This window comes from Indolivaga capnocytophagoides (assembly GCF_036511535.1).
Taxonomy (GTDB): Bacteria; Bacteroidota; Bacteroidia; order Bacteroidales; family Dysgonomonadaceae; genus Dysgonomonas_A; species Dysgonomonas_A capnocytophagoides.
The window spans coordinates 2,034,260-2,059,843 of record NZ_AP028867.1 but is presented as its reverse complement, the minus strand read 5'-3'; the positions used below and the strand labels follow the sequence as shown (position 1 = coordinate 2,059,843).

Annotated in this window: 18 protein-coding genes, 1 pseudogene and 2 riboswitches; of the genes and pseudogenes, 15 read left to right on the top strand and 4 right to left on the bottom strand. The window is 38.4% G+C overall.

The genetic code is table 11. From position 1 onward, the window contains the following. Window positions 1–87 precede the first annotated feature (87 nt). The gene (locus tag AABJ51_RS08530) at window positions 88–333 is read left to right on the top strand and encodes a FeoA family protein (RefSeq protein WP_338375532.1); all 246 of its coding nucleotides are present in this window, start codon (window positions 88–90) and stop codon (window positions 331–333) included. After that, window positions 326–2,504: pseudogene (gene feoB, locus AABJ51_RS08525) on the top strand (ferrous iron transport protein B). Before AABJ51_RS08530 ends, feoB begins: the two are co-directional and overlap by 8 nt. Window positions 2,505–2,600: 96 nt before the next feature. Here the strand turns inward: feoB and AABJ51_RS08520 are convergent. After that, window positions 2,601–4,109, bottom strand: a complete 1,509-nt coding sequence (locus AABJ51_RS08520; RefSeq protein WP_338375530.1) for a beta-helix domain-containing protein — start codon at window positions 4,107–4,109, stop codon at window positions 2,601–2,603. 81 nt (window positions 4,110–4,190) lie between these two features. Then, on the bottom strand, window positions 4,191–7,040 hold the full coding sequence (locus AABJ51_RS08515; RefSeq protein ID WP_338375528.1) for a TonB-dependent receptor: 2,850 nt from the start codon (window positions 7,038–7,040) through the stop codon (window positions 4,191–4,193). Between the two features lie 214 nt (window positions 7,041–7,254). Beyond that, window positions 7,255–7,456, top strand: a riboswitch (cobalamin riboswitch). 55 nt (window positions 7,457–7,511) lie between these two features. Here AABJ51_RS08515 and AABJ51_RS08510 point away from each other — a divergent pair. The 13 genes from AABJ51_RS08510 (at window position 7,512) to AABJ51_RS08450 (ending at window position 23,346) form a co-directional block, all read left to right on the top strand. Continuing rightward, the gene (locus AABJ51_RS08510) at window positions 7,512–9,698 is read left to right on the top strand and encodes a TonB-dependent receptor (protein ID WP_338375526.1); all 2,187 of its coding nucleotides are present in this window, start codon (window positions 7,512–7,514) and stop codon (window positions 9,696–9,698) included. Beyond that, window positions 9,698–10,624 (top strand): sirohydrochlorin cobaltochelatase, encoded by a 927-nt coding sequence (locus AABJ51_RS08505; RefSeq protein WP_338375524.1) that lies wholly within the window; start codon window positions 9,698–9,700, stop codon window positions 10,622–10,624. Before AABJ51_RS08510 ends, AABJ51_RS08505 begins: the two co-directional genes overlap by 1 nt. A gap of 55 nt (window positions 10,625–10,679) precedes the next feature. Continuing rightward, complete coding sequence (locus AABJ51_RS08500; RefSeq protein WP_338375522.1) at window positions 10,680–13,019, top strand: TonB-dependent siderophore receptor; 2,340 nt, start codon at window positions 10,680–10,682, stop codon at window positions 13,017–13,019. A 60-nt stretch (window positions 13,020–13,079) separates the two neighbouring features. Continuing rightward, window positions 13,080–14,144, top strand: a complete 1,065-nt coding sequence (locus tag AABJ51_RS08495; RefSeq protein ID WP_338375520.1) for a PepSY domain-containing protein — start codon at window positions 13,080–13,082, stop codon at window positions 14,142–14,144. A 26-nt stretch (window positions 14,145–14,170) separates the two neighbouring features. Beyond that, window positions 14,171–14,563 (top strand): PepSY-associated transmembrane domain-containing protein, encoded by a 393-nt coding sequence (locus tag AABJ51_RS08490; RefSeq protein WP_338375517.1) that lies wholly within the window; start codon window positions 14,171–14,173, stop codon window positions 14,561–14,563. Further along, complete coding sequence (locus AABJ51_RS08485; protein ID WP_338375514.1) at window positions 14,560–16,026, top strand: PepSY domain-containing protein; 1,467 nt, start codon at window positions 14,560–14,562, stop codon at window positions 16,024–16,026. Before AABJ51_RS08490 ends, AABJ51_RS08485 begins: the two co-directional genes overlap by 4 nt. 1 nt (window position 16,027) lies before the next feature. Then, window positions 16,028–17,440 (top strand): precorrin-3B C(17)-methyltransferase, encoded by a 1,413-nt coding sequence (gene cobJ, locus AABJ51_RS08480; RefSeq protein ID WP_338375512.1) that lies wholly within the window; start codon window positions 16,028–16,030, stop codon window positions 17,438–17,440. Continuing rightward, a complete protein-coding gene (cbiE, locus tag AABJ51_RS08475; protein WP_338375510.1) occupies window positions 17,433–18,620 on the top strand; it encodes a precorrin-6y C5,15-methyltransferase (decarboxylating) subunit CbiE in 1,188 nt (395 codons plus the stop codon). Before cobJ ends, cbiE begins: the two co-directional genes overlap by 8 nt. A 92-nt stretch (window positions 18,621–18,712) precedes the next feature. After that, entirely contained in the window at window positions 18,713–20,533 is a 1,821-nt protein-coding gene (gene cobM / locus AABJ51_RS08470) for a precorrin-4 C(11)-methyltransferase (RefSeq protein WP_338375508.1), read from the top strand. 57 nt (window positions 20,534–20,590) lie between these two features. Next, window positions 20,591–21,022 carry a C-GCAxxG-C-C family protein gene (locus tag AABJ51_RS08465; protein ID WP_026627950.1) on the top strand — a complete coding sequence of 144 codons (432 nt, stop codon included), beginning with the start codon at window positions 20,591–20,593 and terminating at the stop codon, window positions 21,020–21,022. A gap of 4 nt (window positions 21,023–21,026) precedes the next feature. Further along, window positions 21,027–22,064, top strand: a complete 1,038-nt coding sequence (gene cobT, locus AABJ51_RS08460) for a nicotinate-nucleotide--dimethylbenzimidazole phosphoribosyltransferase (RefSeq protein ID WP_134437374.1) — start codon at window positions 21,027–21,029, stop codon at window positions 22,062–22,064. Between the two features lie 138 nt (window positions 22,065–22,202). Continuing rightward, on the top strand, window positions 22,203–23,141 hold the full coding sequence (locus tag AABJ51_RS08455; RefSeq protein WP_338375504.1) for an SPFH domain-containing protein: 939 nt from the start codon (window positions 22,203–22,205) through the stop codon (window positions 23,139–23,141). 28 nt (window positions 23,142–23,169) lie between these two features. Next, the gene (locus AABJ51_RS08450; RefSeq protein ID WP_338375502.1) at window positions 23,170–23,346 is read left to right on the top strand and encodes a type II toxin-antitoxin system antitoxin; all 177 of its coding nucleotides are present in this window, start codon (window positions 23,170–23,172) and stop codon (window positions 23,344–23,346) included. Between the two features lie 90 nt (window positions 23,347–23,436). Here the strand turns inward: AABJ51_RS08450 and AABJ51_RS08445 are convergent, their stop codons facing one another. Both AABJ51_RS08445 and AABJ51_RS08440 read right to left on the bottom strand, forming a co-directional pair. Continuing rightward, window positions 23,437–23,820 carry a DUF3037 domain-containing protein gene (locus AABJ51_RS08445; protein ID WP_338375500.1) on the bottom strand — a complete coding sequence of 128 codons (384 nt, stop codon included), beginning with the start codon at window positions 23,818–23,820 and terminating at the stop codon, window positions 23,437–23,439. After that, window positions 23,798–24,580 (bottom strand): HipA family kinase, encoded by a 783-nt coding sequence (locus AABJ51_RS08440; RefSeq protein WP_338375498.1) that lies wholly within the window; start codon window positions 24,578–24,580, stop codon window positions 23,798–23,800. The genes AABJ51_RS08445 and AABJ51_RS08440 overlap by 23 nt, the downstream gene beginning before the upstream one ends. A gap of 675 nt (window positions 24,581–25,255) precedes the next feature. Then, window positions 25,256–25,576: riboswitch (cobalamin riboswitch) on the top strand. Window positions 25,577–25,584: the final 8 nt, after the last annotated feature.

Below are 25,584 nucleotides of genomic sequence, written 5' to 3'. Positions count from 1 at the left end.
ACGAGAAAAAAGGTTATTGATGAAAAAGTGCAATTTTAGAATAACCTTTGTAACCTTTTGAGGATAACTGATTGATAAATAACGGAAATGAAATTGTCAGAACTGAAATATGGCGAAACAGCCAGCATTACGGGGCTATCGGATCAATGCAGAGGAGAAGCTAGGCGACGCTTACTCGATTTGGGGTTTGTTCGTGGCACAATTATAACTGTGCAAAACATAAGTCCTTTGGGAAATCCTATCGCATATAGTCTGAGAGATACGTTGATCGCTTTGCGGAAAGAGCAGGCCGATGAGGTTTTTGTAGAAAGAGAGGTACTGAAAAATGAATGAAATATGTGATACTTGCAGTTATAATACAGGTGCAAATCTGAAAAAATTAGGTGATCAGGCGATGGCTTACGACTATGTGGTAGCCTTGGCGGGAAATCCTAATACCGGTAAAAGTACCGTATTTAATACTTTAACCGGCTTGAGACAGCATACCGGCAATTGGCCGGGCAAAACAGTTGCTACGGCCATGGGGAGCTTTTCATTTCTGGATAAGACATTTAAATTGGTCGATCTTCCCGGAACATATTCCTTGCTTTCGACTTCGGAAGATGAGGAGATTGCTCGTGATTTTATCCTTTTCGGAAAACCTGATGTGACAATCATTGTTGCTGATGCGGGGCGGTTAGAAAGAAATCTTAATCTGGCATTGCAGATTCTGGAAATTACAGATAAGGCTGTGCTGTGTCTTAATCTGATGGATGAGGCTCATCGGCATGGAATTGATGTTGATGACCGTACTTTGTCGAGGGACTTGGGGATTCCCGTTGTTCCAACAACGGCACGGGCAAATAAAGGTATAAATGATCTGTTACAAACCATATATGATTTGGCAGCAGGTAAGATTATAACCAAACCTCACCGAATAAAAAACATGTCTGACGAAACTGCGGATGCTATTCAGAGATTGAGTGATAAATTAGTCCAACTTTACCCCGATTTACCAAACAGCCGATGGATAGCCATGCGGCTACTGGAGGGAGACGAAAGTATAAAGAAAGCACTGCAGGAAGGGAGGCTTGTTTGATATGAATGATAAAGAACAATTGTTACAAAGTTTGTTGTCTGAAGCTGATGACTTGAGATTGAAGGTTGGGGGAAGTCTGCATGATGATCTTACTGAAGGTATTTATGTAGATGCTGCCCGTATTGTCGAGAGCTCGGTGAAGACAAAGGATAAAAAGCAGTCTTTTCGGATCGACAGGGCTATCGATAATATTGTAACCAGCCGTGTATGGGGATTTCCTATTATGCTACTAATGTTGGGTATTGTACTTTGGATTACTATTGTGGGGGCAAATTATCCTTCGCAATTGTTATCAATACTATTGATTGATAAAGTCTATCCCTTGTTGAAAGATTTAGGTATATTACTCCATTTTCCGGGGTGGCTTAGCGGAATATTATTCGATGGGGTTTATCTGGCTACAGCATGGGTTGTAGCTGTGATGTTACCTCCCATGGCTATTTTCTTCCCTCTATTTACTTTGCTCGAAGATTTTGGCTATTTACCACGTATTGCTTTCAATCTCGATAATATTTTCCGAAAAGCAGGGGCACATGGTAAACAAGCTCTGACTATGAGCATGGGATTTGGATGTAATGCCGCAGGAGTAGTGGCTACACGGATTATAGACAGTCCTCGTGAACGATTAATAGCCATTATTACGAATAACTTTTCGCTGTGTAATGGTCGGTGGCCTACTCAAATACTCATAGCTACTATTTTTATCGGGGCGGTTGTGCCATCGGGATTATCGCATTTAGTGGCTACAGGCTCGGTAATCGGCATTGCTGTTTTGGGTATTGCTTTTACTTTTCTTACATCTTGGTTTCTTTCAAAAACATTATTGAAAGGTAAGTCGTCTTTCTTTGTTTTAGAATTGCCACCTTATCGTCCACCTCGATTGTGGCAAACTATTTATACATCTATTATCGATCGTACATTGATAATTCTTGGTCGTGCCGTTATGTTTGCTGCACCTGCGGGGGCTGTAATCTGGCTGATAAGCAATATCGATATCTCGGGGCAAAGTATTGCTGTATGGGCTATAGATGCATTCGATCCTTTTGGCTTGTTTCTGGGGTTGAATGGTGTTATTCTCTTGGCTTATATTGTGGCTATACCTGCTAATGAGATTGTTATTCCTACTATTCTGATGCTGACAGTGCTTAGCCTGAAGTCTGTAGCTATGGGGAGTGGGGCAGGAGTTTTGTTTGATGGTACAGAATCGGAGATTGCAGATATTCTTCATGCAGGAGGCTGGAGTTTACTTACAGGTGTTAATCTGATGTTGTTCAGTCTGCTGCATAATCCTTGCAGTACTACTATTTACACTATTTATAAAGAAACCAATAGTGCTAAATGGACTGTTGTGGCTACTATATTGCCTGTGATTTTAGGATTTATTGTTTGTTTCTTGGTTACGCAGATATGGCACTTATTTATATAAGGAGTATAAAATTGGATATAGAGAAACAGCTGCAAGTTTATTCTTGCAGCTGTTTAGTATTTACCCTAGTGATTAGGTAATATTCAATTATTGAGCTTAATATGTAGTATTCTGAGGATCGAAGTTAGCCCATCCTGCTGTCCAGTCGTCAGATGTAGCATCGCTGGCAAAAGCTCCGGCATAAGTAACTTTATCGAAACCTGATTGAAGTAATGCGTCAGTAAATACTGCGCCATTTAATAACGGACTTCCTGTAGAAGGAGCATAGCTAGGACTAGCTACCAAACTATTAGGTTGTTTTAGTTTCAAATCAGAAATATTAGCATATGATTTGTTATTATTTGCTGCCAGCTTGAAGAACGAACTAGAGAACGATTCTTTTGTTTCGTCAGCAATTGTTTTACCATCTGTAGAAAATTGGTCAAGATATTTTTTATTGATATCGCTACCTAAGATAGTCATACCTGCGAAGAATAGGTTTTGCAGTTTCAGATTGCCATTGGTGGCAGCTGTTTGGGTCGCTCCTTTTTCGTTGTCAAGAATCAAACCTACAGGGAAACCTACAGCTACTGAATTGAAACAGTTTAGACGAGAATTACGACGGATTTGCATAGCTGCCTGGAAAGTTCCGAGTTTAGATCCGTTGTTAGGGTTTAGAGTTCCTCCTGTTATATATTGAGTTGTATTGGCAAATGAAGCATCTTGTCCGATTGGTCCAATAAATGTAACGTTGCTGAATACTGCCGATGTGATAGGTTCGCTTGTTGTTCCATCTTTATTGTTATCTGATTCGAATCCGTTTGATAGAGATGTATCAGCGATTTTGGGATGACGTACAGCTAGTAAATATTGTAATTTACCACTGAATCCGTTGTCTGTATCGAAATCATCGTCCCAACCATGATAAGCGATCAAATATTTCGCATTAACAGAGCCTCCGAACCATTCGAATGAATCGTCATTACTGTATGATACCTGAATATGATCTAATTTTGTACCAGATCCTACCGATCCTAATGTAAGACCATTAATTTCTTGGTCTTCTTTGAATGGATAGCCGGCAAACTCGATACGGGCATAGCTCAATACTCCCGAGTTGTCGGTATCGTCGCTACCACCATGTTCTGCATCAGGACCACCTTCTACAGTCATTACACTTGAGTTATTTTTCGCTTTTCCTAAGATAATAACACCACCCCAATCTCCAGGTTTACGGCTTCCTTTGGCTTGGTTAGAAGTGAAGATGATAGGTGAAGATGCTGTACCTTGTGCACTAATCTTACCTCCACGTTTAATAATTAAAGCAGCTTTAGTATCCTTGTCGCCTTTTATTATAGTTCCGGGTTCGATTGTAAGTGTTGCACCTTCTTCAACATACACCCAGCCTTTCAGAACATAAGTTCCTTTCTTTATGGTATGGCTTTCTTTTATTTTGAATTCCTGTTCTCCATTACCTATTTGAGTTCCGTCTCCAAACAGAATCTGTTCGGTTGAACTACCTCCGCCTCCATTATTGTCATCATTGTTGTCATTATCGCTACAAGCCGTTAGGATAACCATACTTGCAACGAATAGCGTTTTTGCTAATAATCTAAATGTCTTCATAATTAATCAATTTATTTTCAAAAGGTTTAAGGTCTCAGACCTTCTTTGTTATAGTAGTGTACTATTAGTTATTATTATTCCTTAGAAATTGAATCTTGCCGTTAACGAAATATTACGTCCCGGTTTAAATTCTTTAGTAACCTGTTCGCGTTCGTGTATATTCCCTTCGCTGTCTTCGAACTTAGGAAACTGCTTGAACTGAACTTTTTGAGCCAGAATATCTTTTATGCCTGCATTAACTTCAAATTGTTTTCCGATTTTTTTAGTGAAAGAAAAATCGATTGTATTACGCGGCATTTCGTACATATCGGGGATGTCGTTGTTGATGGTTGATCCTTCGCTTGTATCTACTTTTCCGATACCTACAATTCTTTTTCCGATGATGTTATACAGAAGGCTCGATGTTAATCCCCATTTGTCATTTTGGTAAAATACTCCTGTATTGATCAGGTAAGGAGATTGTCCCTGCATCGGGCGATCGTGATCGTTTATGGCACCTTCTTCAAATTTTACTTTACTGTCTATAATAGCTCCATTGAAGGTGAAAGAGAAGTCTTTCAGTCCGATAAAATCGAGGCTCTTTTTGATATCTAATTCAATACCGTAGTTATTAGCCGATTTTGCATTGATGAAAGTATATGTGTAACTACCTCCTGCATCAAGATAAGTCCATTCAATAGGATCTTTGAAATTCTTATAGAAGACTGCTAATGAAATAATTTCTGAAGATGAAGGATAAAATTCATATCTGACATCGAAGTTGTTAATGTATGCGGGAGTTAAGTCAGCATTTCCTTTTACATCGCTGAACATGTCGAAATCATAGTAAACAGATGATGATACTTCTCTGAATTCCTGACGGTTGGTCGAACGTCCGTAAGCCAAACGAACAAGGTTTTCTTTATTGATGTTGTATGTAACATTCATCGAAGGAAAGATATCTGTATAGGTATAATCCTTTGTTCTGGTTGCATTTTCTTTAATTGTAGTGTAGCTTTCGAGCTCCATTTTGTTATGCTCCAAACGTACGCCTGCATAGATATTCCATTTGTTGATAGGCAGATTTACCGCTACATATCCGGCAGCTAAAGTATTTTTTCCTGAGTAGCTGTTGCGGTTATCTGTATCTTCGTAGATATATAGTTTCGAAGCATCATAATTTTCAGGGATAAGAATTTCCGAAACTACATCTCTGTAAGGAAAATCTTCGGGCATATTATTTTGATACCAACGATAGTAAAAAGCCCTGTTTTTATATTTGCGATCGCGGTATTCGGCATAAGTTCCTGCTTTGAATACTGGTTTAATTCCATTGTCGAAATCAAAAACATGTGAATAGTTTGTGCCTAAAGAATAGGTGTATTCATCGAGTTTGCTGTAGTCGCGGCTTATCTGATTCTGGTCTATCATCATTTCACCTTCGTGTGCATCACCCACAAACCCGTTTTCGTCCCAGTTGATCATGCGTCTGTCCGGCTGTTTTTTATTAGCATAAGAGAATCCTAGAGTCCAGTCCAGATTATCTTTTGCCGATAGAATGTGTGAACCAGCAAATTGTCCCGAATAAGTCATTCTGCTATTGTATATATACTCGGCTTTGCGTTGTACATACAGTGCGCTGATATACTGATATCCGTCTCTTTCTGTATAGCGGTTACGTCCTAATTGGTTAAATATATTACGGAATTCGAACTTGTGCTTATCGTTTGGTCTATATATCAAATTAGCCAATGCTCCTACACGAGCTTCCGATGTGTATTGGTTATCTGTATATTTGTATAGGTAAACCGATTCGTCTTTGTCTGAATTATATACCCCGAATCGAGAGTTTTCCATATCAGTATATGTTTTGTTGGTATTACTGTAATTAAGTGCAGCAATTAACCCCCATAGGCCATTATCGCTTGTTTGATATTTACGGTTGATAAGGAAGCTGAAACGTTGATCGGGTAAAGGTTTCTTATTTTTTACAGTCCAGTCGTTATTAAATCCATTGCGTGTAGCATCGGTTACGGCTGTAGCATCATTATTATCGAGTAGGCCTTTTACTGATCCCGAAAGTGACCTCATGCCATTATCGAATCCTAAGAAATCGGTTCCGCTGCCTTTATTATATTTAAAATCGTGAAACTGAGTTTGTGTGTTTATGCCCACTCCATAGCTTAATTGTATTGCATTTTCGTTGGGAATACCTTTGGTTTCGACCTTTACGAATCCTCCTGAAAAATCAGCAGGCAATTCCGGTTGAGGTGATTTCACAATCATTATATTTTCTATCTGAGAACTTGGGATGATATCGAACGAAAATGCTCTTGTATCAGCTTCCGAACTGGGTATCGCACTGTTATTTATCCATACATTGTTATATCGTTGCGACAATCCTCTGGCAACAACAAATTTGTCGTCGAGTATAGATATACCGGGAATACGTTTTATAACTTCTGATGCATCACGGTCTTGGCTCTTTGCAATTTGTTGAGCCGAAATGCCACTAACTACACTTGTCGAGCTTTTCATCGAGTTGAGTAATGCAACTTCCGAATTGATTCGTCCGAGTCCTACTACAACGACTTCATTCAGTGCCTGAGCTGATTCGTGCATCGGAATGTTTAGTTCTGTGATCTCTCCCTTTTTTACTATTACGTCTGTGATTTCGAGAGTAGTATATGAAAGATAAGTCGCAGTTATAGTATATTTACCCGGGGCAAGTCGCATTTCATAGTTTCCATCGGCATCAGATGAAGTTCCGGATACTGCATTTTTTATGGAGATAGCCACACCGGGAAGCGTTTCATTACTTTTGGCGTCAACGACTGTTCCTTTTATGGCGGTTTGAGAAAATAGCGAATAAATAGATAAGATTAATAAGAATAGAATAGACAAAGCGTATCTTAAAATATGTCTTTGTTTCAGTAAAAAAATGTAATTCATTTGATGCATATAATTTCTAAATTTCAACTACACAAAGCACCTTTATTTTTGTTACGTAGGTTTTACACCAAAAAGAAGATAATTTAAAGAATCTGTTACGAATTTGTTTTCATTGTTTTCTTTTAAGTAAGAATTGTGATATAGATTTTATTTATGCTTTATCTTGCGATATCTATTTTATTTAAAAGGAGTATTTTTTGACATTTATTAGAAGTACCTTTGCATCCGCTAAGGTGATGTGTCAGGATATTCGTCCAATACATTGAAAAGGGAATTCGGTCAGAATCCGAAACAGTGCCCGCTACTGTGAACTCTAGCAAGCTTAGGAACAAATCTTTTGCCACTGTTCTTTGATGAATGGGAAGGCGTTCGAAAGCAGAGTAAGTCAGGAAACCTGCCTAGCACAATAGTAAACTCAATATTCTCGGGGTCAAGAATATATTATAAATCTCTATTTTACTTCCATTTTTAATGAAAAAGAAGTTATTGCTGTCAGCATGGTTGTGCTGTATGCTGCATGTGGTCGTTGCGCAAGTTACATTTAAGGGTGTAGTGGTTGACGAATCAGGAAAAACTGTACCCGAAGCTGTAGTTCGTCTCGAGAAAACTTCGTTCTCGACTGTTGCTGATGATAAGGGAGAATTTGCATTAAGCAATGTTCCTTCGGGCGATTACACAATTCAGGCAAGTGCCATGAATTTTACGACAGGGCGTTTTCCTGTTACTCCCCAAAGCACAGATCTTAAACTGGTCATAGCCCGAAATTATCTGAATCTTAACGAAGTGGTAGTCACCGGAACAGGCACATACCATCGGTTAAAAGATACTCCGACTCCTGTTGAAGTATTGACAGCAAAAGATATTGAAAGGACAGGAAGTGCAACTTTCGAAGATGCTTTATCTGCCTTGTCACCCACTATTTCGACTAAAGGCTCTTACAGTATTGTAATGGGAGGGCTTCGTAATAAGCAAGTCTTAATACTTATTGACGGAAAGAAGCTTTCGGGTGATGTCGGTGGAGATAACGATCTGGAGCGGATAGATATGAGTAATGTCAAGCGTATTGAAATTGTAAAAGGAGGAGCATCTTCGTTATATGGGTCAGAAGCTATGGGAGGTGTTATAAATATAATAACTAAAACTCCGGCTAACAATGTTGATTTTACTTCTTCATATAGAGTCTCTAAATATGGAACTATCAACCAAACAACTAATCTTGGAGTGAAGTTTGGCAAATTTACCTCTCAGACTAATTACCAACGCAGAGAATCTAAAGGCTGGCAATTGAGTAAATACGAGCAAAAAGCTCTAACAAAACCTACCCGTGATACCTTAGTAGAAACCAATAAGCAAGCTATGGCAGCTTATAGGTCAAATGTGGTTTCTCAGAAATTTACATATGATCCTACTAATATGATTTCTTTGTATACAAAAGGTACATATTACGATAAACGTACAGACCGCCCTGTGAGTGACTATACTTATGATATGTTTTATAAAGATTATAATATGGCTGCCGGAGGGGAATATCATTTCCGTAAACATGTCGATTATATTACATTCGATGCTTATTATGATAATTATGAGTACGAAAAAGGGTACTTAAAAGAGACTAAAAGTAACAATATAACTTACAATGTTGGTGATCGCCAGTTTACAAAACGTCAACGTTATTTCAATTCTACTTTGAAAGGCGTATTCAGTATCGGAGAAAATCATAAGCTGAATACAGGTTTGGACTTTGTAAATGATTACCTGAGAAATCCTGAAAGTATGGAGCAGGCTAAATCGGCTTATACAATGGCATGGTATGCTCAGGACGAAATAAAGATAATAGACAGATTATCTGTTGTCGCAGGATTCCGGTTGATACACCACGAAGTATTTAAAAATAAGTTTACTCCCAAGTTATCGGCTATGTATGCATTAGATCACTTCAATTTTCGTGCATCTTATGCAGCCGGATTCAGAACTCCTAATTTGCTTGAATTGTATTACGACAAATTATCGGGAACAACAATCAGTCAAGGTAATAAGGATCTGATTCCTGAAAAATCGAATTACTATTCGTTGAATGCCGAGTATATCAGTAAATATTTTACGATGTCGGTTACAGGCTATACTAACAATATACACGATATTATAGATCGTACGGTTGTAGACCTTACAGACGATGATAAAGCCAATGGTGTAACCAAACGTTATCTGTATAATAATGTTTCGAAAGCCCGTACACAAGGTATTGATGTTTCGATGAATGCTTTTCTCGGTTACGGTTTCTCCTTAGGGTTAGGATATAGTTATCTGGATGCTGTAAACAGAGTCGATAATGTGCCATTGTATGGTGCAGGACGTCATACGGGAACTGTTAATGCAAATTGGAATAAAGAATGGAGTAAGTATAAGTTAAACATAAATCTGAACGGACGTCTGCAAAGCAAAGTATTTTATTCGGACGAAAATGCCCGTTCTTATAACTTATGGAATATCGCAACTACACACTCTTTTTCGGGCAGTAAGGCATTTATTATCGAGCCGGGATTCGGAGTCGAAAACATATTCAACTTCAAAGACGAGAGACCTTTTGGAAGCCGATATGCTACTACATCGTCGGGGAGAACTGTATATGCAAGTTTAACTGTAAAATTTAAACAATAATGAGAAGTTTATTAAGCCTGTTTGTAGTTCTGATAGTTTCGGTAGCTGTATCTGCCCATGGTGGAAAGAATTACGAAGATTCTGACATTTTTGCCAATATGGAACCGGGAGATAAAGCTGCAATAGTGATGGTGCATTTCGGAACTACACACGATGATACCAGGGCATTAACTATAGATGCCTTAAATAAGAAGGCTAAAGAATCTTTTCCTTCAGTCGAAGTTCGTGAAGCTTATACCGCTCGTATTGTGATAAAGCGTTTAGGTGAAAGAGGTATTGTGAAAGAGAAACCTTTGACTGTTTTGCAACAATTGAAAAAAGAAGGATATACCCATCTGCTCATCCAGCCTTCAACTATTATTGATGGCGTTGAAAAAGAATCTTTGGATAAGGATATTGCAGCTGTTAAGTCCGATTTTAAAGAGATAAGGGTCGGAGATCCATTGCTTTATACTCCCGAAGATTATGAAAATCTGATAAGTGTATTAACTGATAATACTGACCCAAAAACAGCTTATGTATTGGTTGGACACGGAACATACGATTCTAATACTGCACAATATGCGATGTTGGACTATATGCTGAAAGCTAAAGGACACAGCAATTTTTTTGTGGGAACGATAGAAGGATATCCATCTTTCGATGATATGATGACTCAATTGAAAGCTTCTGGATTAAAACATGTAGAAATTGTACCTCTTATGTTTGTTGCCGGTGAGCATGCCAAAAATGATATAGCCGAAGACTGGAAAAACGATATCGAAAAAGAAGGTTATACAGTAAATGTTCGAATGGAAGGATTGGGGCAAAATTCTCAGATTCAGGATTTATATATTGCACATCTGAAATTTATCGCTAAGCATCGCAAGTATGGAATTATGGAAAAGAAAGCCATCTATGAAGTTACAGGCGAAAAAATGGAGTAAGGTCGGTCTTTCTATTTCAGGTATATCAATAAAATAATCTCAGGAATTTACATTTATGAAAAAATATATATTAACTGTTGCTATTCTGATAGCAGCAGGAGTACTAAGTGCTCAAAATAAGGCTATGACTGATACCGTTTACTCAATTAAAGAAGTGGAGGTTGTAGACTTTAGTCCGAAAAAAGTAAGTATAGGCAAGTTCAATGTTCCTCTTCGATATTTACCCGTTTCGGTAAATACTGTATCAGCAAAATTACTTGAATCAAGAGGGATTGTAAATCTGGAAGATGCCGTGAAGTTCTTTCCCGGTGTGAGAATGAATACCAGTTACGGTGCTTTCAATACCTTGTATATTCGTGGATTTTCTAATGCTCCCGTTTTATTGGACGGAGTAAGAGACGAACGTACAATGATAAATTCGAATCCTTTTTCAGACCTAAGTTCTGTTGAATCGATGGAAATGCTGAAGGGACCCGGCTCGGTTCTTTACGGGCATTCTGTTGTAGGCGGTGCATTGAATATAGTACGTAAAGCTCCAACCGATCAAAAAATGGCAAGATTTAAAATGTCGTACGGCAGTTGGGAAAATAAGCAGGCTACGATGGATTTAGGCGGAAAACTGGCAGGACCTGTAAATTATAGGGCTGTTGTAAATTACGCCGATCAGGAAGGTTGGAGACACAATGGTAACCAGCGTTTGTCGGCTTATATGGCTTTGGGAGCAAAATTAGATGCTACCAGCAATATTGATATTCGGGGAGGCTTTAATCGCGATTTTTATGGAACAGAGATAGGTTTACCTCCTAATATGTCTTACGATACTTATAACCTTGATGGTACATTGTATCTGAAAGCAGGTGAAATGCAACCGGGACTGAACCGTAAGGTTCGTTACAACAACGAATCTGATTTCTTTAAAAATAATGGATGGAACATTGCCGCGAAATACGAAAAGAATTTTAGTGAGAATTTCAAACTTCAGAATAATATTTCTTTCAATGCCGATGATATCAACTATTTCGGTACAGAGGAGCTAAGTTATCTCGAAAGTGCTGATCCTATCTATAAACATTATTACCTGACTGCGGATAATAAAAAGCAATACATCAGCCTTGATACTGTCCAGCTCACTTATCCATTGAGATTTTCACATAAGACAAATGTATTGAACGATCAGTTGGACTTCTCGGGAAAGTTCTTTACCGGAAATATTAAGCATAGTTTTATTGCAGGTTATGCGTTTACTCAGATGTTCCGCAATTCGTATACGGGTTACAATTTAGCTCCGATGGACGACTCTATGAACAGCAGTTACAATGTATACGGTCCCGGGTTATATTCAAAAGTAGCTGTAAATGATCCGCAAAGCGGAGGTTACATGAAATCTAATTTCGGGAAGGCTACTATTACCCGTACTTATTCTCACGGTATTTATTTTCAGGATTTGATGGAGGTAACCGATAAACTGAAAGTATTGGTTGCTGGTCGTTACGATTTCTTTAAATATTTGAGTTCGTCTGCTCCTACTTACGATGGCAAAAGACAGTATCACAAAGCAGACCAAACAGCCTATAATGTAAATAATACAAGCTCATTTACTTATCGTGCAGGAGTAGTTTATGATGCAACAAAAGACCTGACTGTATATGGTTCTATGGCGTCATTTTTTATGCCTTATCGTGATTTTTATGATGAAAAAGTTATCTATGTAAATTCTGACGGTAAACGTTTTTATCCTGAAAAAGGAGGTGAAATATTCAAACCCCAAACAGGTTATCAGGGCGAAGTCGGAGCTCGTTATGCATATAAAACATGGCTTCAGGCAACAGCATCGGCTTTCTATATCAAACGAAACAACGATAAAAGGACGAAGTCGAATGTAAAAGATACAGACGGGGTTCTGAAAACGGTTACAGCTCAGGTTGGTACAACTGTTTCGCAAGGAGTTGAACTGGAGGTAAAACTGACACCGGTTCGCAACTTATTCTTTCAACTACAATATGGGTATACAGATGCTAAAGTTTCTAAAATGAAGGCAAACGAATACATCGAGGTAGATCCTCAGAAAGATTATAAGCTGACACTTGTTCCTGCAAATACCTTTCTTGCTGCTGTTGATTATACAATTGGTGCAGGTGTATTCAAAAACTTAGGATTTAATGCAACTGTATCATACATGGATAAAACATACCGTAATACTACTAATACAATGACATATCCATCTTATTGGTTAACCGATTGCGGAGTATCTTACAGGATGAATAATGGAGTTACATTATCGGCTAATGTTAATAATATATTCGATAAGAAATATTACAATCAGTCGTTGAGCTATCAAATGGTGCCGAGTATGCCTCGCAATGTATTGGTTTCGTTAGCTTATACATTGAGATAAACGGATGAATAGGAATGTAATAATATAAGTATTGGATGATAATATTCAAATGTCGTTTTTATGCTTAGCAAATTAATAAAAAGGTCTGTGACCTCTTTGCACAGGATACTGGGAACAATTCTCAGTATCCTGTTTCTCGTTTGGTTTTTATCGGGATTTGTGATGATTTTTCATGGCTTTCCTCGGGTTAAACCTTCCGATAAGTATCAATATACCGAAGCGTTACCGAATCAATTACCGGCAATAGATTCGGTGTTGAATATACTACCCGATTCGGCTACCGTAACAAAGCTAAATCTGAAATCTTATCCGGGACAAGCGTACTTTTCCCTATCTGCTCAAGATAGTATTATAAAAATAGCTTTGGGGGCGGATAAAGAAATACACCCTTTTTCATTTTCTGATATCGAGCAATATGCAAAACAGTGGAATAGTTCGCAAATAGATCGTGTAGATACTTTATATAAAGTAGATCAATGGATTCCGTTCGGATATCTGAAAAAAGATATGCCTATTTATAAGTTTTATTTTGCAGATACAGAAAAACATCAGCTATATATTTCGTCACAGAGCGGAGAAGCTTTGCAATATACCGACAATAATAGCCGCTTTTGGGCTTGGGTAGGAGCAATTCCTCATTGGATCTATTTTACCTCATTGCGTCAGGATAGTGCAGCTTGGATTTCGACCGTTATCTGGCTGTCGGGAATTGGCTCAATTATGTGTCTTTTAGGGCTTGTCTATGGTATTTATATTTTGGTAAAGCAGTATCGAAAGAAAAAATCGTTATCCGTTCCGTATAAAAAGTTTGTATATCGTTGGCATTATCTTACAGGATTTATATTCGGCATATTTGTATTTACTTTTGTTTTCAGTGGAATGATGTCTTTAACGGATGTTCCTCAATGGATGGTGAAGGTGCATGACGAAACTTTGTCGATGCAATCGTATATGCCTTATTCGAAAACAAAACCGCAGGATTATCCTCTCGATTACAGATCAATTGTAAAAAGTTATCCCAATCAAGTAAAAAGTATTGAGTGGTCGGGCTTTGGTGATATTCCTACTTACAAAGCCGTAATCGGAGATAGCTTGTCTGTTTTGATGCATCTTCATCAGAGTTGAAAAATCTGATGTTGACTGAAAGGCAGATGATAGACCGAATAAAACAAATACATACCGAAGGTATTTCTATTATACAACTTACCGAATATGACAATTATTATATCGATCGTAAACGTAATTTACCGCTTCCTGTCTATAAAGTAGAAGTAAGCGATGCCGATAACAGTGTCTATTATATCAATCCAAAAACAGGAGATACCCGTTATTACAATAACAATAGCAGAGCCGGAAAATGGATGTATCAAGGTTTGCATAGCTTCAATTTTAAGTTTTTGGCAGATCGTCCGTGGCTTTGGAATATAGTTATGTGGGTAACAATGCTTGGTGGAACAAGTGTCGCAGCGACCGGTGTATGGCTAAGTATTAAATATTTGAGACGGAAGATTAAACGGTTTTCAAAAAAGTGTAGAAAACAATGATACGCAAGTTTATATATTCGCTTCACAGAGTTTTAGGAACAGCAGTAAGCCTGCTATTCCTAATGTGGTTTTGTACAGGGTTGGTGTTGATATACCATTCGTTTCCGAACGTTACGGCAGAGCAGAAAAACAGTATGCTTCCATCTTTGCCGGACTCCCTTCCATCCATCGAAGAGTTAACATCTCGGATCAAGAATCCGGATAAAACAACCAAGATAAGATTGCGTCAGTTTCAGGGACAAACATTGATAACAGCTAGTGAAAAAAAACACAGCTATACTTTCTGCGCTGATACTAATCAGCATGTTCACAAATTAGACTATCAGGCGGTAGAAACTATTGCTAAAAGATGGATAAATGCTCCTGTCGAAAAAGTAGATACTTTGAAAGAATTGGAGCAATGGGTTATGTATTCGAAGTACGAACCTGAGTTACCTATTTACAAATTTTATTTTTCGGACGAAAAGCATAGTCAATTATATATCAGCTCTAAATCGGGGGATGTACAACAGTTTACGAATGCCGATCAGCGATTCTGGGCATGGATAGGTGCGATTCCTCATACTTTATACATTCCGGTTTTGCGAAAACATACTCAGCTTTGGATAGATACAATTATGACATTGGCTATTGTGGGGTTAGTGATGTGTGTAGGAGGTATTTATGTTGGAATAGATGCATATTACCGTCGTTATAAGAAGAAAGGTAAATTCGAAAGCCCATACCGTAAAAAATGGTATTGGTGGCATCACGTAATAGGGTTACTGTTCGGTATATTCTTGTTAACGTGGGCTATAAGCGGCGTGATGTCTTTGAAAAAAGTTCCGCAATGGCTTGTTAAGACTCATCAGGAGTATAAGATTCCGATGAAGATAAAAGGAAAGCATCCATCTCTTGATAAATATATACTCGACTATCGTTTGCTGAAACAAAAATATCCAGATCTGAAGGAGGTCGAATGGGCATATTATCAAGGTGTTCCTATTTATAAAACAATTATCGGAGGAAAAGAAGTGTCATTCGATGCATCGCAAGATACAGTCAAGGAATTATTTCTGTCACAGAAGGCAATTGAAAAATCTATACGGTCGATACATGGCGATAGTGTAAGATTTAATGTAACTTTGATAGATGAGTACGAAAACTACTATCTTCCTTGGAAGAAAGAATTGGCTCTGCCTGTTTACAAAGTTGAGGTTGATGATGCCGATAAGAGTTTGTATTACATCAATCCTAAAAATGGGGATTATAAATACCTCAATCAAAACCGTAAAACCCGTAAGTGGATATTCAATGCTTTGCATTATTTTCATATCAAATGGTTAATGGATAGACCTGTGTTGTGGACTATTGCTATATGGATAGCAGCCACGGGCTGTATTGTTATCTCAGCAACAGGAGTTTGGCTGAGTTGGAAATGGATAAAACGAAAATTAAAGAGAAAGAATAAGAAATCAAAATAATATGTCGAAAGGTAAAATAATAGTAGCCGGAATTGGTCCGGGCTCAAAAGAAGATATTACTCCTGCGGTATTGGAGGCTGTGCGTCAGTCAGATGTTATCGTAGGATACAAATATTATTTTCAGTTTATTACTGATTTTGTGAAACCCGATGCTCAATGTATTGATACGGGTATGAAGAAAGAACGGCAACGTGCCGAAGAGGCTTTTCGTTATGCCGAAGAAGGCAATGCCGTTTGTGTTATCAGTTCGGGCGATTCGGGAATATACGGAATGGCTCCGCTCATTTTTGAAATGAAGAAGGAGAAAAACAGCGATATAGAAGTCGCGGTATTACCCGGGATCAGTGCTTTTCAGAAAGCTGCTGCGATATTGGGGGCTCCGATCGGACACGATTTTTGTATTATATCCATGTCCGATTTAATGACTCCGTGGGATAAGATCGAAAAACGTATCACTGCTGCTGCTATGGGCGATTTTGTTACTGCTATTTACAATCCCAAGAGCAACGGACGTTATTGGCAGTTGTACCGATTGGTAGAATTATTTATGGAAGAACGTTCGCCCGAAACTCCTGTCGGTTATATTCGTCAGGCAGGACGTGACGATCAGGAAGTAAAAGTTACTACTTTGGGCGAATTCGATCCCGAGGATGTGGATATGTTTACGATTGTAATTATCGGCAATTCGCAATCGTACCGATTCGAAGGCGATAAGATAATTACGCCCAGAGGCTATTATCGCGAAGATGAAGTAGAAGGTGCTAAAAATCTGGGACAAGATATAATGATCCGTAGCTTCAGAACTATCGATGGCGAACTTAAGAATCGCAATATTCCTCTTGACAAAAAGTGGGCATTACTGCATTCTATCCATACAACAGCCGATTTTGATATGGAGAATATCCTGAAAATAGATGATAATGCCGTAACCAATTTATACAAAGAATTTACCGAAGGTAAGGTTCGAACTATTATCACCGATGTAACAATGGTTGTATCGGGTATTCGTAAAGGAGCCATGGAGCGTATGGGCATAGAGGCTAAATGTTATTTACACGATCCTCGTGTTGTCGATATGGCTAAAGATAAAGGTATTACCCGAACACAAGCCGGAATTCGTCTTGCAGTTGAAGAACATCCCGATGCTTTGTATGCATTCGGTAATGCACCTACTGCTCTTATCGAGTTATGCGAATTAGTACGTAAAGGAAAAGCTAATCCCATAGGAATAATAGCTGCGCCCGTAGGTTTTGTGAATGTTCGTGAATCGAAACATATGACTAAACCGTTTAAAAATATCGCTAAATTAATAGTCGATGGTCGCAAAGGCGGAAGTAATCTTGCTGCTACTTTAGTTAATTCGATATTGACTGTTGATGATGCTGAACAATTAAGACCGGGTAGAGATGTCTAAATTTTATGTTATCGGTATAGATGATAATCAAGATCAGCATTTTCGTCCCGAAGTGTTAGATATTATCCGTTCTCATTCTGTTTTTTCGGGAGGAGCAAGGCATCATGAGATTGTGCAATCTTTTTTACCGTCTGATGTGATTTGGGTTGATATTATAGTACCTCTGAAAAATGTTTTTGAGCAATATAAAGAATACGACGAGGTTGTTGTATTTGCATCGGGCGACCCTTTGTTTTTCGGCTTTGCAAATACGATTCAACGCGAAGTGCCGGATGCCGAAATAATCCTTTATCCGTATTTTAATTCGTTACAGTTATTGGCTCACCGACTGGTATTACCTTATCAGGATATGCATATAGTATCGTTGACGGGACGTCCTTGGCTGAAATTCGATCAGGTATTGATAGAAGGTCACCATAAAATAGGAATACTTACAGATAATAAAGAACATACTCCATCGTCTATTGCCGAACGTATGATGGAATACCGATACGACAATTATGTGATGCATATTGGCGAATTACTTGGAAATAAAGATCGAGAGAAAGTGACTACTTTGCCTTTAACTAAGGTAATAGGACAGACTTTTTCGTTTCCGAATAATATTATTATTGAAAAGAACGAGCAGCGTAATCGCCCGTTGGGAATTCCCGACAGTGAGTTTCATTTATTGAACGGCAGGGCAAAAATGATAACAAAGATGCCTATTCGCTTGTTATCGCTGAGCGTGCTCGATTTGCGTAATCGGAAGGTCTTTTGGGATGTGGGCTTTTGTACAGGTTCGGTTTCGGTAGAGGCTAAGATGCAATTTCCTCATCTTGATATTTATGCATTCGAGAAACGTGAAGAGGGTAGGGACTTGATGTTCAATAATACCCGCCGATTTGGAGTTCCCGGCATTCAACCATTTATAGGAGACTTTGCAGAGACAGATATTTCTGATATCCCACGGCCCGATGCTGTATTTATAGGTGGACATGGCGGAAAGATGAACGAGTTTGTATCCAAAATAGTTTCGGTATTAAATCCGAATGGGGTGATTGTTTTTAATTCTGTTTCGGACGAAAGCCGACAATTGTTTCTGGATGCAATAGAATCGAATAACTTAAAACTTGACCAGAGTATTACTATCAAAGTGGATGATTTTAATGCTATTGATGTGATGAGGGCTAGTGTTTAATATAATATTCGTTGTAGGGGAGTATGCAATACGCCCCTACAGACTTAACAATCAACAGTTCAATAAATAAGTAGAAAAAAATAAGAAAGAATATGATAAAAACAGCCATAATACTGACATCTGAAGTGAGTTTGCCAATCGCGGAAGCAATAAAGAAAGATGTTTTGTATTCTGAGATTTATTCTAAGTCGGAAATCAAGAATACTGTTACAATAACATCTATCAATGATTGTATAAAAGATATTTTCGATAAAGTAGATGCTATAATATTTATCGGGGCAATGGGTATCTGTATCCGTAGTATAGCCCCTTACATAAAGGACAAGCATACCGATCCGGCAATAGTAAATATCGATAGTACTGGACGATATGTAGTATCTGTATTATCGGGTCATGTAGGAGGTGCAAATGATCTGACTAAACGTTTGGCGCTTATTACAGGTGGAGAGGCGGTAATAACTACTCAAAGTGATAATACTAATCTTTGGGCATTGGATACTATTGGCTCGAAATTCGACTGGAAAACCAGCTCTAATGCTGACAATTTCAATCATCCGTTGACCACTTTTGTGAATAAGAAAGCTACTGCTCTTTTATTGGATGTAACAGACGAAGGGACTCAGTATCTCGAACGCACTAAACCTGATCATGTAAAGGTTTTCTATAAATACGACGATATTAATCAGTCTGAATTTGAACTGCTGATTGCTGTAACTCCGTTTTTATATACTGACACTCGTTTGCAGACTATCTATTATCACCCTCAGATACTGCATTTAGGGGTGGGATGCCGTAAGCAATGCCAACCAGAAGGAATATTTGATTACATCTCAGCAGAATTACAAAAGCTGAATATTGCAAAAGAATCTATAAAAGATATTTCTACAATAGATTTGAAAAAAGACGAGCCATTATTGACTGATTTACAGGCACGTTTTAATAATTTACCTGTAAATATCTATGCATCCGAAGACCTGAAAGATATAGCAGTACCCAATCCGTCGGAGAAAGTCGAAGAAGTAACTTCAGTGCAAGGAGTATCTGAATCTACAGCCATAAAGAGTGCGGATGGAGGGCAACTTGTTGTTGAAAAACAAAAAGGAAAACTGAGTGAAGGCAACGATTTTACATTTGCAGTTGCAATAGATAATCATGCTGTTCGACAAGGGCATATCGAGATTGTAGGTGCAGGTCCCGGCGATCCTGATTTGATTTCGGTAAAAGGACGTCATTTTCTCGAAGCTGCCGATCTTATCCTTTATGCCGGAAGTCTTGTTCCTGTAGAATTGACCTATTGTGCAAAACAAGGAGCAGTAGTGCGCAGTTCGGCGTCGATGGATTTAGAAGAGCAATTCGAGACCATGAAAGAATTTTATGATCAAGGAAAACTTGTTGTGCGTTTACATACCGGCGATCCTTGTATATATGGAGCTATTCAAGAGCAAATGGCATATTTCGATCAGTACAATATGTCGTATCATATTACTCCGGGTATATCGTCATTTCAGGCAGCTGCGGCAGCTTTGGAGTCGCAATTTACGATTCCCGAAAAAGTACAGACAATCATCCTCACTCGTGGTGAAGGTCGTACACCCATGCCTGAAAAAGAAAAATTGCATATGCTTGCCCGTTCACAAAGTACCATGTGTATTTTCCTTAGTGCTACTGTTGTAGATCAGGTTCAGAATGAGTTGTTAGAGCATTATCCGCCTACAACACCTGTTGCAGCCTGCTATAAGTTGACATGGAAAGATCAACGTATCTACAGAGGCGAATTGAAAGATCTGGCGAAAATTATTAAAGACAATAAACTTACACTTACAACTATGATTGTGGTAGGTGAAGCCATTGATAATAGAAAGGGATTATCGAAGTTATATTCTCATAAATTTAAGCATTTGTTCAGAAGGTAATCATTGATAACCCATCTGATTTGAGTATTTTTGATTGATCAAAAAAAAAACGAATCAATGCAGGAAGATAGAATAAATAAAGCACTCGAATTACATAAACAAGGCTTTAATTGTGCTCAATCGGTTTTTGTAGCTTATTCTGATATTTATAATCTGGATAAAGATATTGCTTTACGCCTTTCAACCTCCTTTGGTGGAGGTATCGGTGGTATGCGTCATGTTTGTGGAGCAGTGTCGGGTATGGCTATGATAGCGGGATTAGAGACAGGTACTTATACCCCTCATGATAAAGATGGTAAGAAACAAAACTACGATGTGGTGAAATTTCTTGCCGGAGAATTTGAAAAAGAGCATGGATCTATTATCTGTAAACAATTGCTGGGATTGGAAGAATGTCCTACTGTGACAAAGAAAAAGCCTTGCGATGAATACATCCGCTATTGTGCGCAACTTATCGAAGAAAAGTTACTAAATAAAGAAATTATATAATACAATGTTACAATTCAATATCGAAAAGCCCAAGGACGAAATTCGTTCTTATCTACAAGAAAAAATAGATAATCTGACTAAACCTAAAGGTTCGTTAGGAGTTCTGGAAGATCTTGCCATGCAAATTGGTTGGGTACAACAGACTTTAGAGCCTAAACTTACGCATCCTTGCCACATAGTTTTTGCAGGAGATCACGGGATTGCAGCCGAAGGAGTAAGCCCTTCTCCACAGGAAGTTACTTATCAGATGGTTGCTAATTTTTGGGCAGGTGGAGCAGGTATTAATTTCTTGGCACGTCAGCATAATATCGACTTACATATTGTGGATTCGGGGGTTAATTTCGACTTTAAGCCAACAGATCCTATTATTGATAAAAAGATAAGAAAAAGCACAAACAACTATCTTCATGAAGCGGCTATGACTCGCGAAGAAATGGAATTAGCTATCGAAAGAGGTGCAGAATGTGCTCAGGCCTGTTTCGATAAGGGATGTAATATAATCGGATTCGGCGAAATGGGTATTACCAATACCTCGTCTTCGGCATTATGGATGTCTTATCTGGCAAATATTCCTTTGGCTGATTGTGTAGGTGCAGGCTGTGATGATTCGGGTAAAATTATTGAACATAAATACCGCGTACTCAAACAATCTCAGGAAAACTACAAAGGTGATGGTTCGGTTGAAGATATTATCCGCTATTTCGGAGGCTTTGAAATGGTGATGGCTGTAGGTGCTATGCTGAAAGCTGCAGAGTTGAAAATGATTATATTAATAGACGGATTTATAATGACTAACTGTTTGTTAGCTGCATCGAAACTTAACAGTAATGTATTGCATTATGCTGTATTTGGTCATCAGGGCGATGAGATTGGCCACAAACTGATTCTAAGGCATCTGGATGCAAGACCGATTCTTCATCTTAGTTTCCGATTGGGAGAAGGTACAGGCGCACTGTGTGCTTATCCGATTGTAGATTCTTCGGTACGTATGATTAACGAGATGAATTCATTTAAAAAAATTCAAGTTACCAAGTATTTCTAAGGTAATAACCTGATACAAATATAACGAGGGGTAGATTGTTCAGATCTGCTCCTCGTTTTTTATTTAGCTAAATGTTTGTTTCTTATTGAAAAATATGTTTTATTTGTGATATCAAAATAATATCATAAATATATTAATATGAAAACAGGAGAGAAAAGATTTGAAGGAGCGTGTTTATCGGGATTTCTTGCTTTATTTGTGTTGTTGGCTCTATTAGTTGCCAGTTGTTATATGTTTACTCAAGGGATGGTTGTATTATACATTATAGCTATAATCGGAATAGTCGTTTCTGTAATTGGAATGTTTGGATTTATGATTATAGAACCTAATGATGTCCGTGTGATGATGTTTTTCGGGAAATATAAAGGAACTAATTCTAATAACGGATTCTTCTGGGTAAATCCTTTTTATTCAAAAAAGAAGCTTACACTCCGTGCCCGAAATTTGGATATAGCCCCTATAAAAGTGAACGATAAGGTGGGCAATCCCATAATGATAGGAGCCGTTTTGGTATGGAGAGTAAAAGATTCATACAAGGCTACTTTCGATATAGATACATCGTCGATGAATAACATGTCGGCACAAACCGCAGCCGGTCAGTTTAGTAACAGAATGAAATCGTACGAAAACTTTGTGAAAATACAGAGTGATGCCGCATTGAGACAAGTTGCCGGAATGTATGCCTACGATGATAACGAAAATGGTGTTAATGGTGCTGTAACATTACGTTCCGATAATGGAGAAATTAGCGAAAGGCTTGAGCAAGAACTAAACAGCCGACTCGAAATTGCAGGTATAGAAGTTGTTGAGGCAAGAATCAATTATTTGGCTTATGCAGCCGAAATAGCCAGTGTAATGCTTCGCAGGCAGCAAGCTGATGCTATAATTTCGGCACGAGAAAAAATTGTAGAAGGAGCTGTAAGCATGGTTCAACTGGCTTTAGCTAAATTAGAGAAAGAAAATGTGGTGGAATTGGATGAAGAGCGTAAAGCTGCCATGGTGAGTAACCTTTTGGTAGTATTATGCGCTGATGAAGCGGCTCAGCCAATAGTTAATGCCGGAACATTGCATCATTAACGTTTGAAATCATAATTAATACTTTATTGTGGCAAAAAAAGAAAAAGATAGTACCGTTAAAAGTTTCGTTCTTCGAGTCAGCCCCGAAACCATGGAAGCTCTAGAGAAATGGGCTGCCGATGAATTTCGTAGCACGAATGGACAGATACAGTATATTCTTGATCAGGCCTTACGTAAAGCCGGACGAATAGCTAAACCTAAGTAAGTATTGGTCAGATCTATAAAAAAGACTGCGAGAATATATGTTTTTAGATATATTCTCGCAGTCTTTTTATCTGGTAATCTCAATTTTTTTTTACAATACCAATTCTTCAAATAAAGATTGTACGGTAGCATCCAGATCGTCCGAAAATCCTGTATGAGGACGTGATGTTTGTATACAAGCACTCTTAACAGCTGTCAGCCAACGGAATCGTTCGGGAATATCCATCGAAGCTATTACTCCGCAGTCTTTTTCGCCGTGTGCTGTTTTTTCGAAAGCCTGTAATGCCGAATCTACTGCATCAAAATCCAACTCTTTGTTGAATAGACTTAAACGATTGATATCGAGAGTGTATCTCATCTTTATATACTTAGCCTTTTTCGAGAATAAGATAATCCCGACATTGATAAATTCTTCGCGCTCCACCTTTGGCACTACACGAATGACTGCATATTCATATAAGTGCTTTTCTTGCATCCTGAGCCGCTTTTACGAACAAATCCGATTGATGGATTCGCTCTGTTAAGAAATTATAGTATACATTCTTTATCTCTTCGGGGCTTTCTTCTTCACCTCCCCAGTTGAGCCAGTCGTTAGGCAAAAGATTGGTTATCTCTCTGATTTTTTCGTCAGTCAATATTGCTCTGAATTCCTTATCTACCGATTCTAATTCGGAGGCATAAGGCAGCAGTACATGATCTTTGATTTGAGGAAAGGGACTGACTGCATACTTTTCGTAATTCACCCAAGAATGATGGAAATAAAGCGATGCACCGTGATCTATCAGCCACAGCTCTTTATTCCAATACAGCATATTTGTATTTCGGGCAGTACGATCTACATTTGTCAGAAAGGCATCGAGCCACACTACTTGTGATGCTAATTTCGAATCTACTTTTGTCATTACAGGGTCGAACGTAAGTGCTCCTGATAGAAAGTGTAATCCGAGATTCAAACCTCTGCTTCCTTGCAGCAGGTCTTGTATTTCTTCATCTCCTTCGGTACGCCCGAAAGCTTCATTGAGATTGATAAATACATATTCGGGCACCTTGAATCCGAGAGTGTGAGCAACCACTCCTCCCAAGAGTTCTGATACCAGCGCTTTGGTTCCATGCCCTGTTCCTCTGAATTTCAGAACATACTTAAATCCGTCATCAGCATCAGCCAATGCTGGTAGTGACCCTCCTTCCCGTAAGGGCATTATATATCTGGTTACATTTACTGTACGTAAATCCATAAGTTTTAACCTTTCTATTACTTAGAAAACAAAGATAAATGTTTCTTTTTTATTGTACCGATTTATAATTCATGCAAATCAGTATAAAAATGTTGGTTTTATTTATATAATCGGATTTACTTCATAACTAACGCACCCTACCGGGTTTGTTTTTCATTTTGCCTTGATGCAAAACGAAACAAAAAATCAAGACCGCGCCTCCAGCCCGACCCGTTACGTGCTCGAAAGCTAAGACAAATAAAAATGATTATCGTCGATGTCTATTTGTCTTTTAACACTTTGTTCTCACAACGGGTACCCCGGGCTTCCGACGATGTCGACAGCCTGACGGGCGTCAGCCAAGCGGCGTCAACTGTAGGTGCAAGGTATCCGTTCTGTGCAGCAAGGCGTAAAGAATAAAATGTGAAGTCCGATAGGACGACTTTATTTTATTCCGCCTGCAAACAGGTAACGGATCGCACCGAAAGTGTGCCGCAAAAGACTTTTTGGTTCCTTTTGGGGCTTAGGCCAAAAGGAATACAAGCAATCTTCGATTGCGCGTAGTACAAAAGAAAAGAACGTTTTAAGTAGCGAGGGCAGAGTCAAATTTATTAGAATTATGCCGAGTCTCGCAAAACGACTAATGTAATTGAACCTTTTAGTTCTTAAATCTAACTACTGATTGGTATAATTCCTTATCTTTGCAATCGTTTTGGTGCTGCTATCCGTATTCGCGGAGAGTAGTGAAAAGGGAATCAGGTGAAAATCCTGAACAGACCCGCTGCTGTAATCTCTATTCAGTTGACAGTTAACAGTTATCAGAAATTGGTTAACAATAATACTGAGAAAATTTTTGGGAAAGACTCAATATCCACTGTCAGAAACAGTGAACAGTTAGAAATAACGGTCAACAATAAAAAGTTGCTAACTGATATTTGCTAACTGCTAACTGTCAAAGATGGGAAGGTGCTCAGAAACGGAGTAAGTCAGAAGACCTGCCAATACATAATACGTTTAAGGCTCGT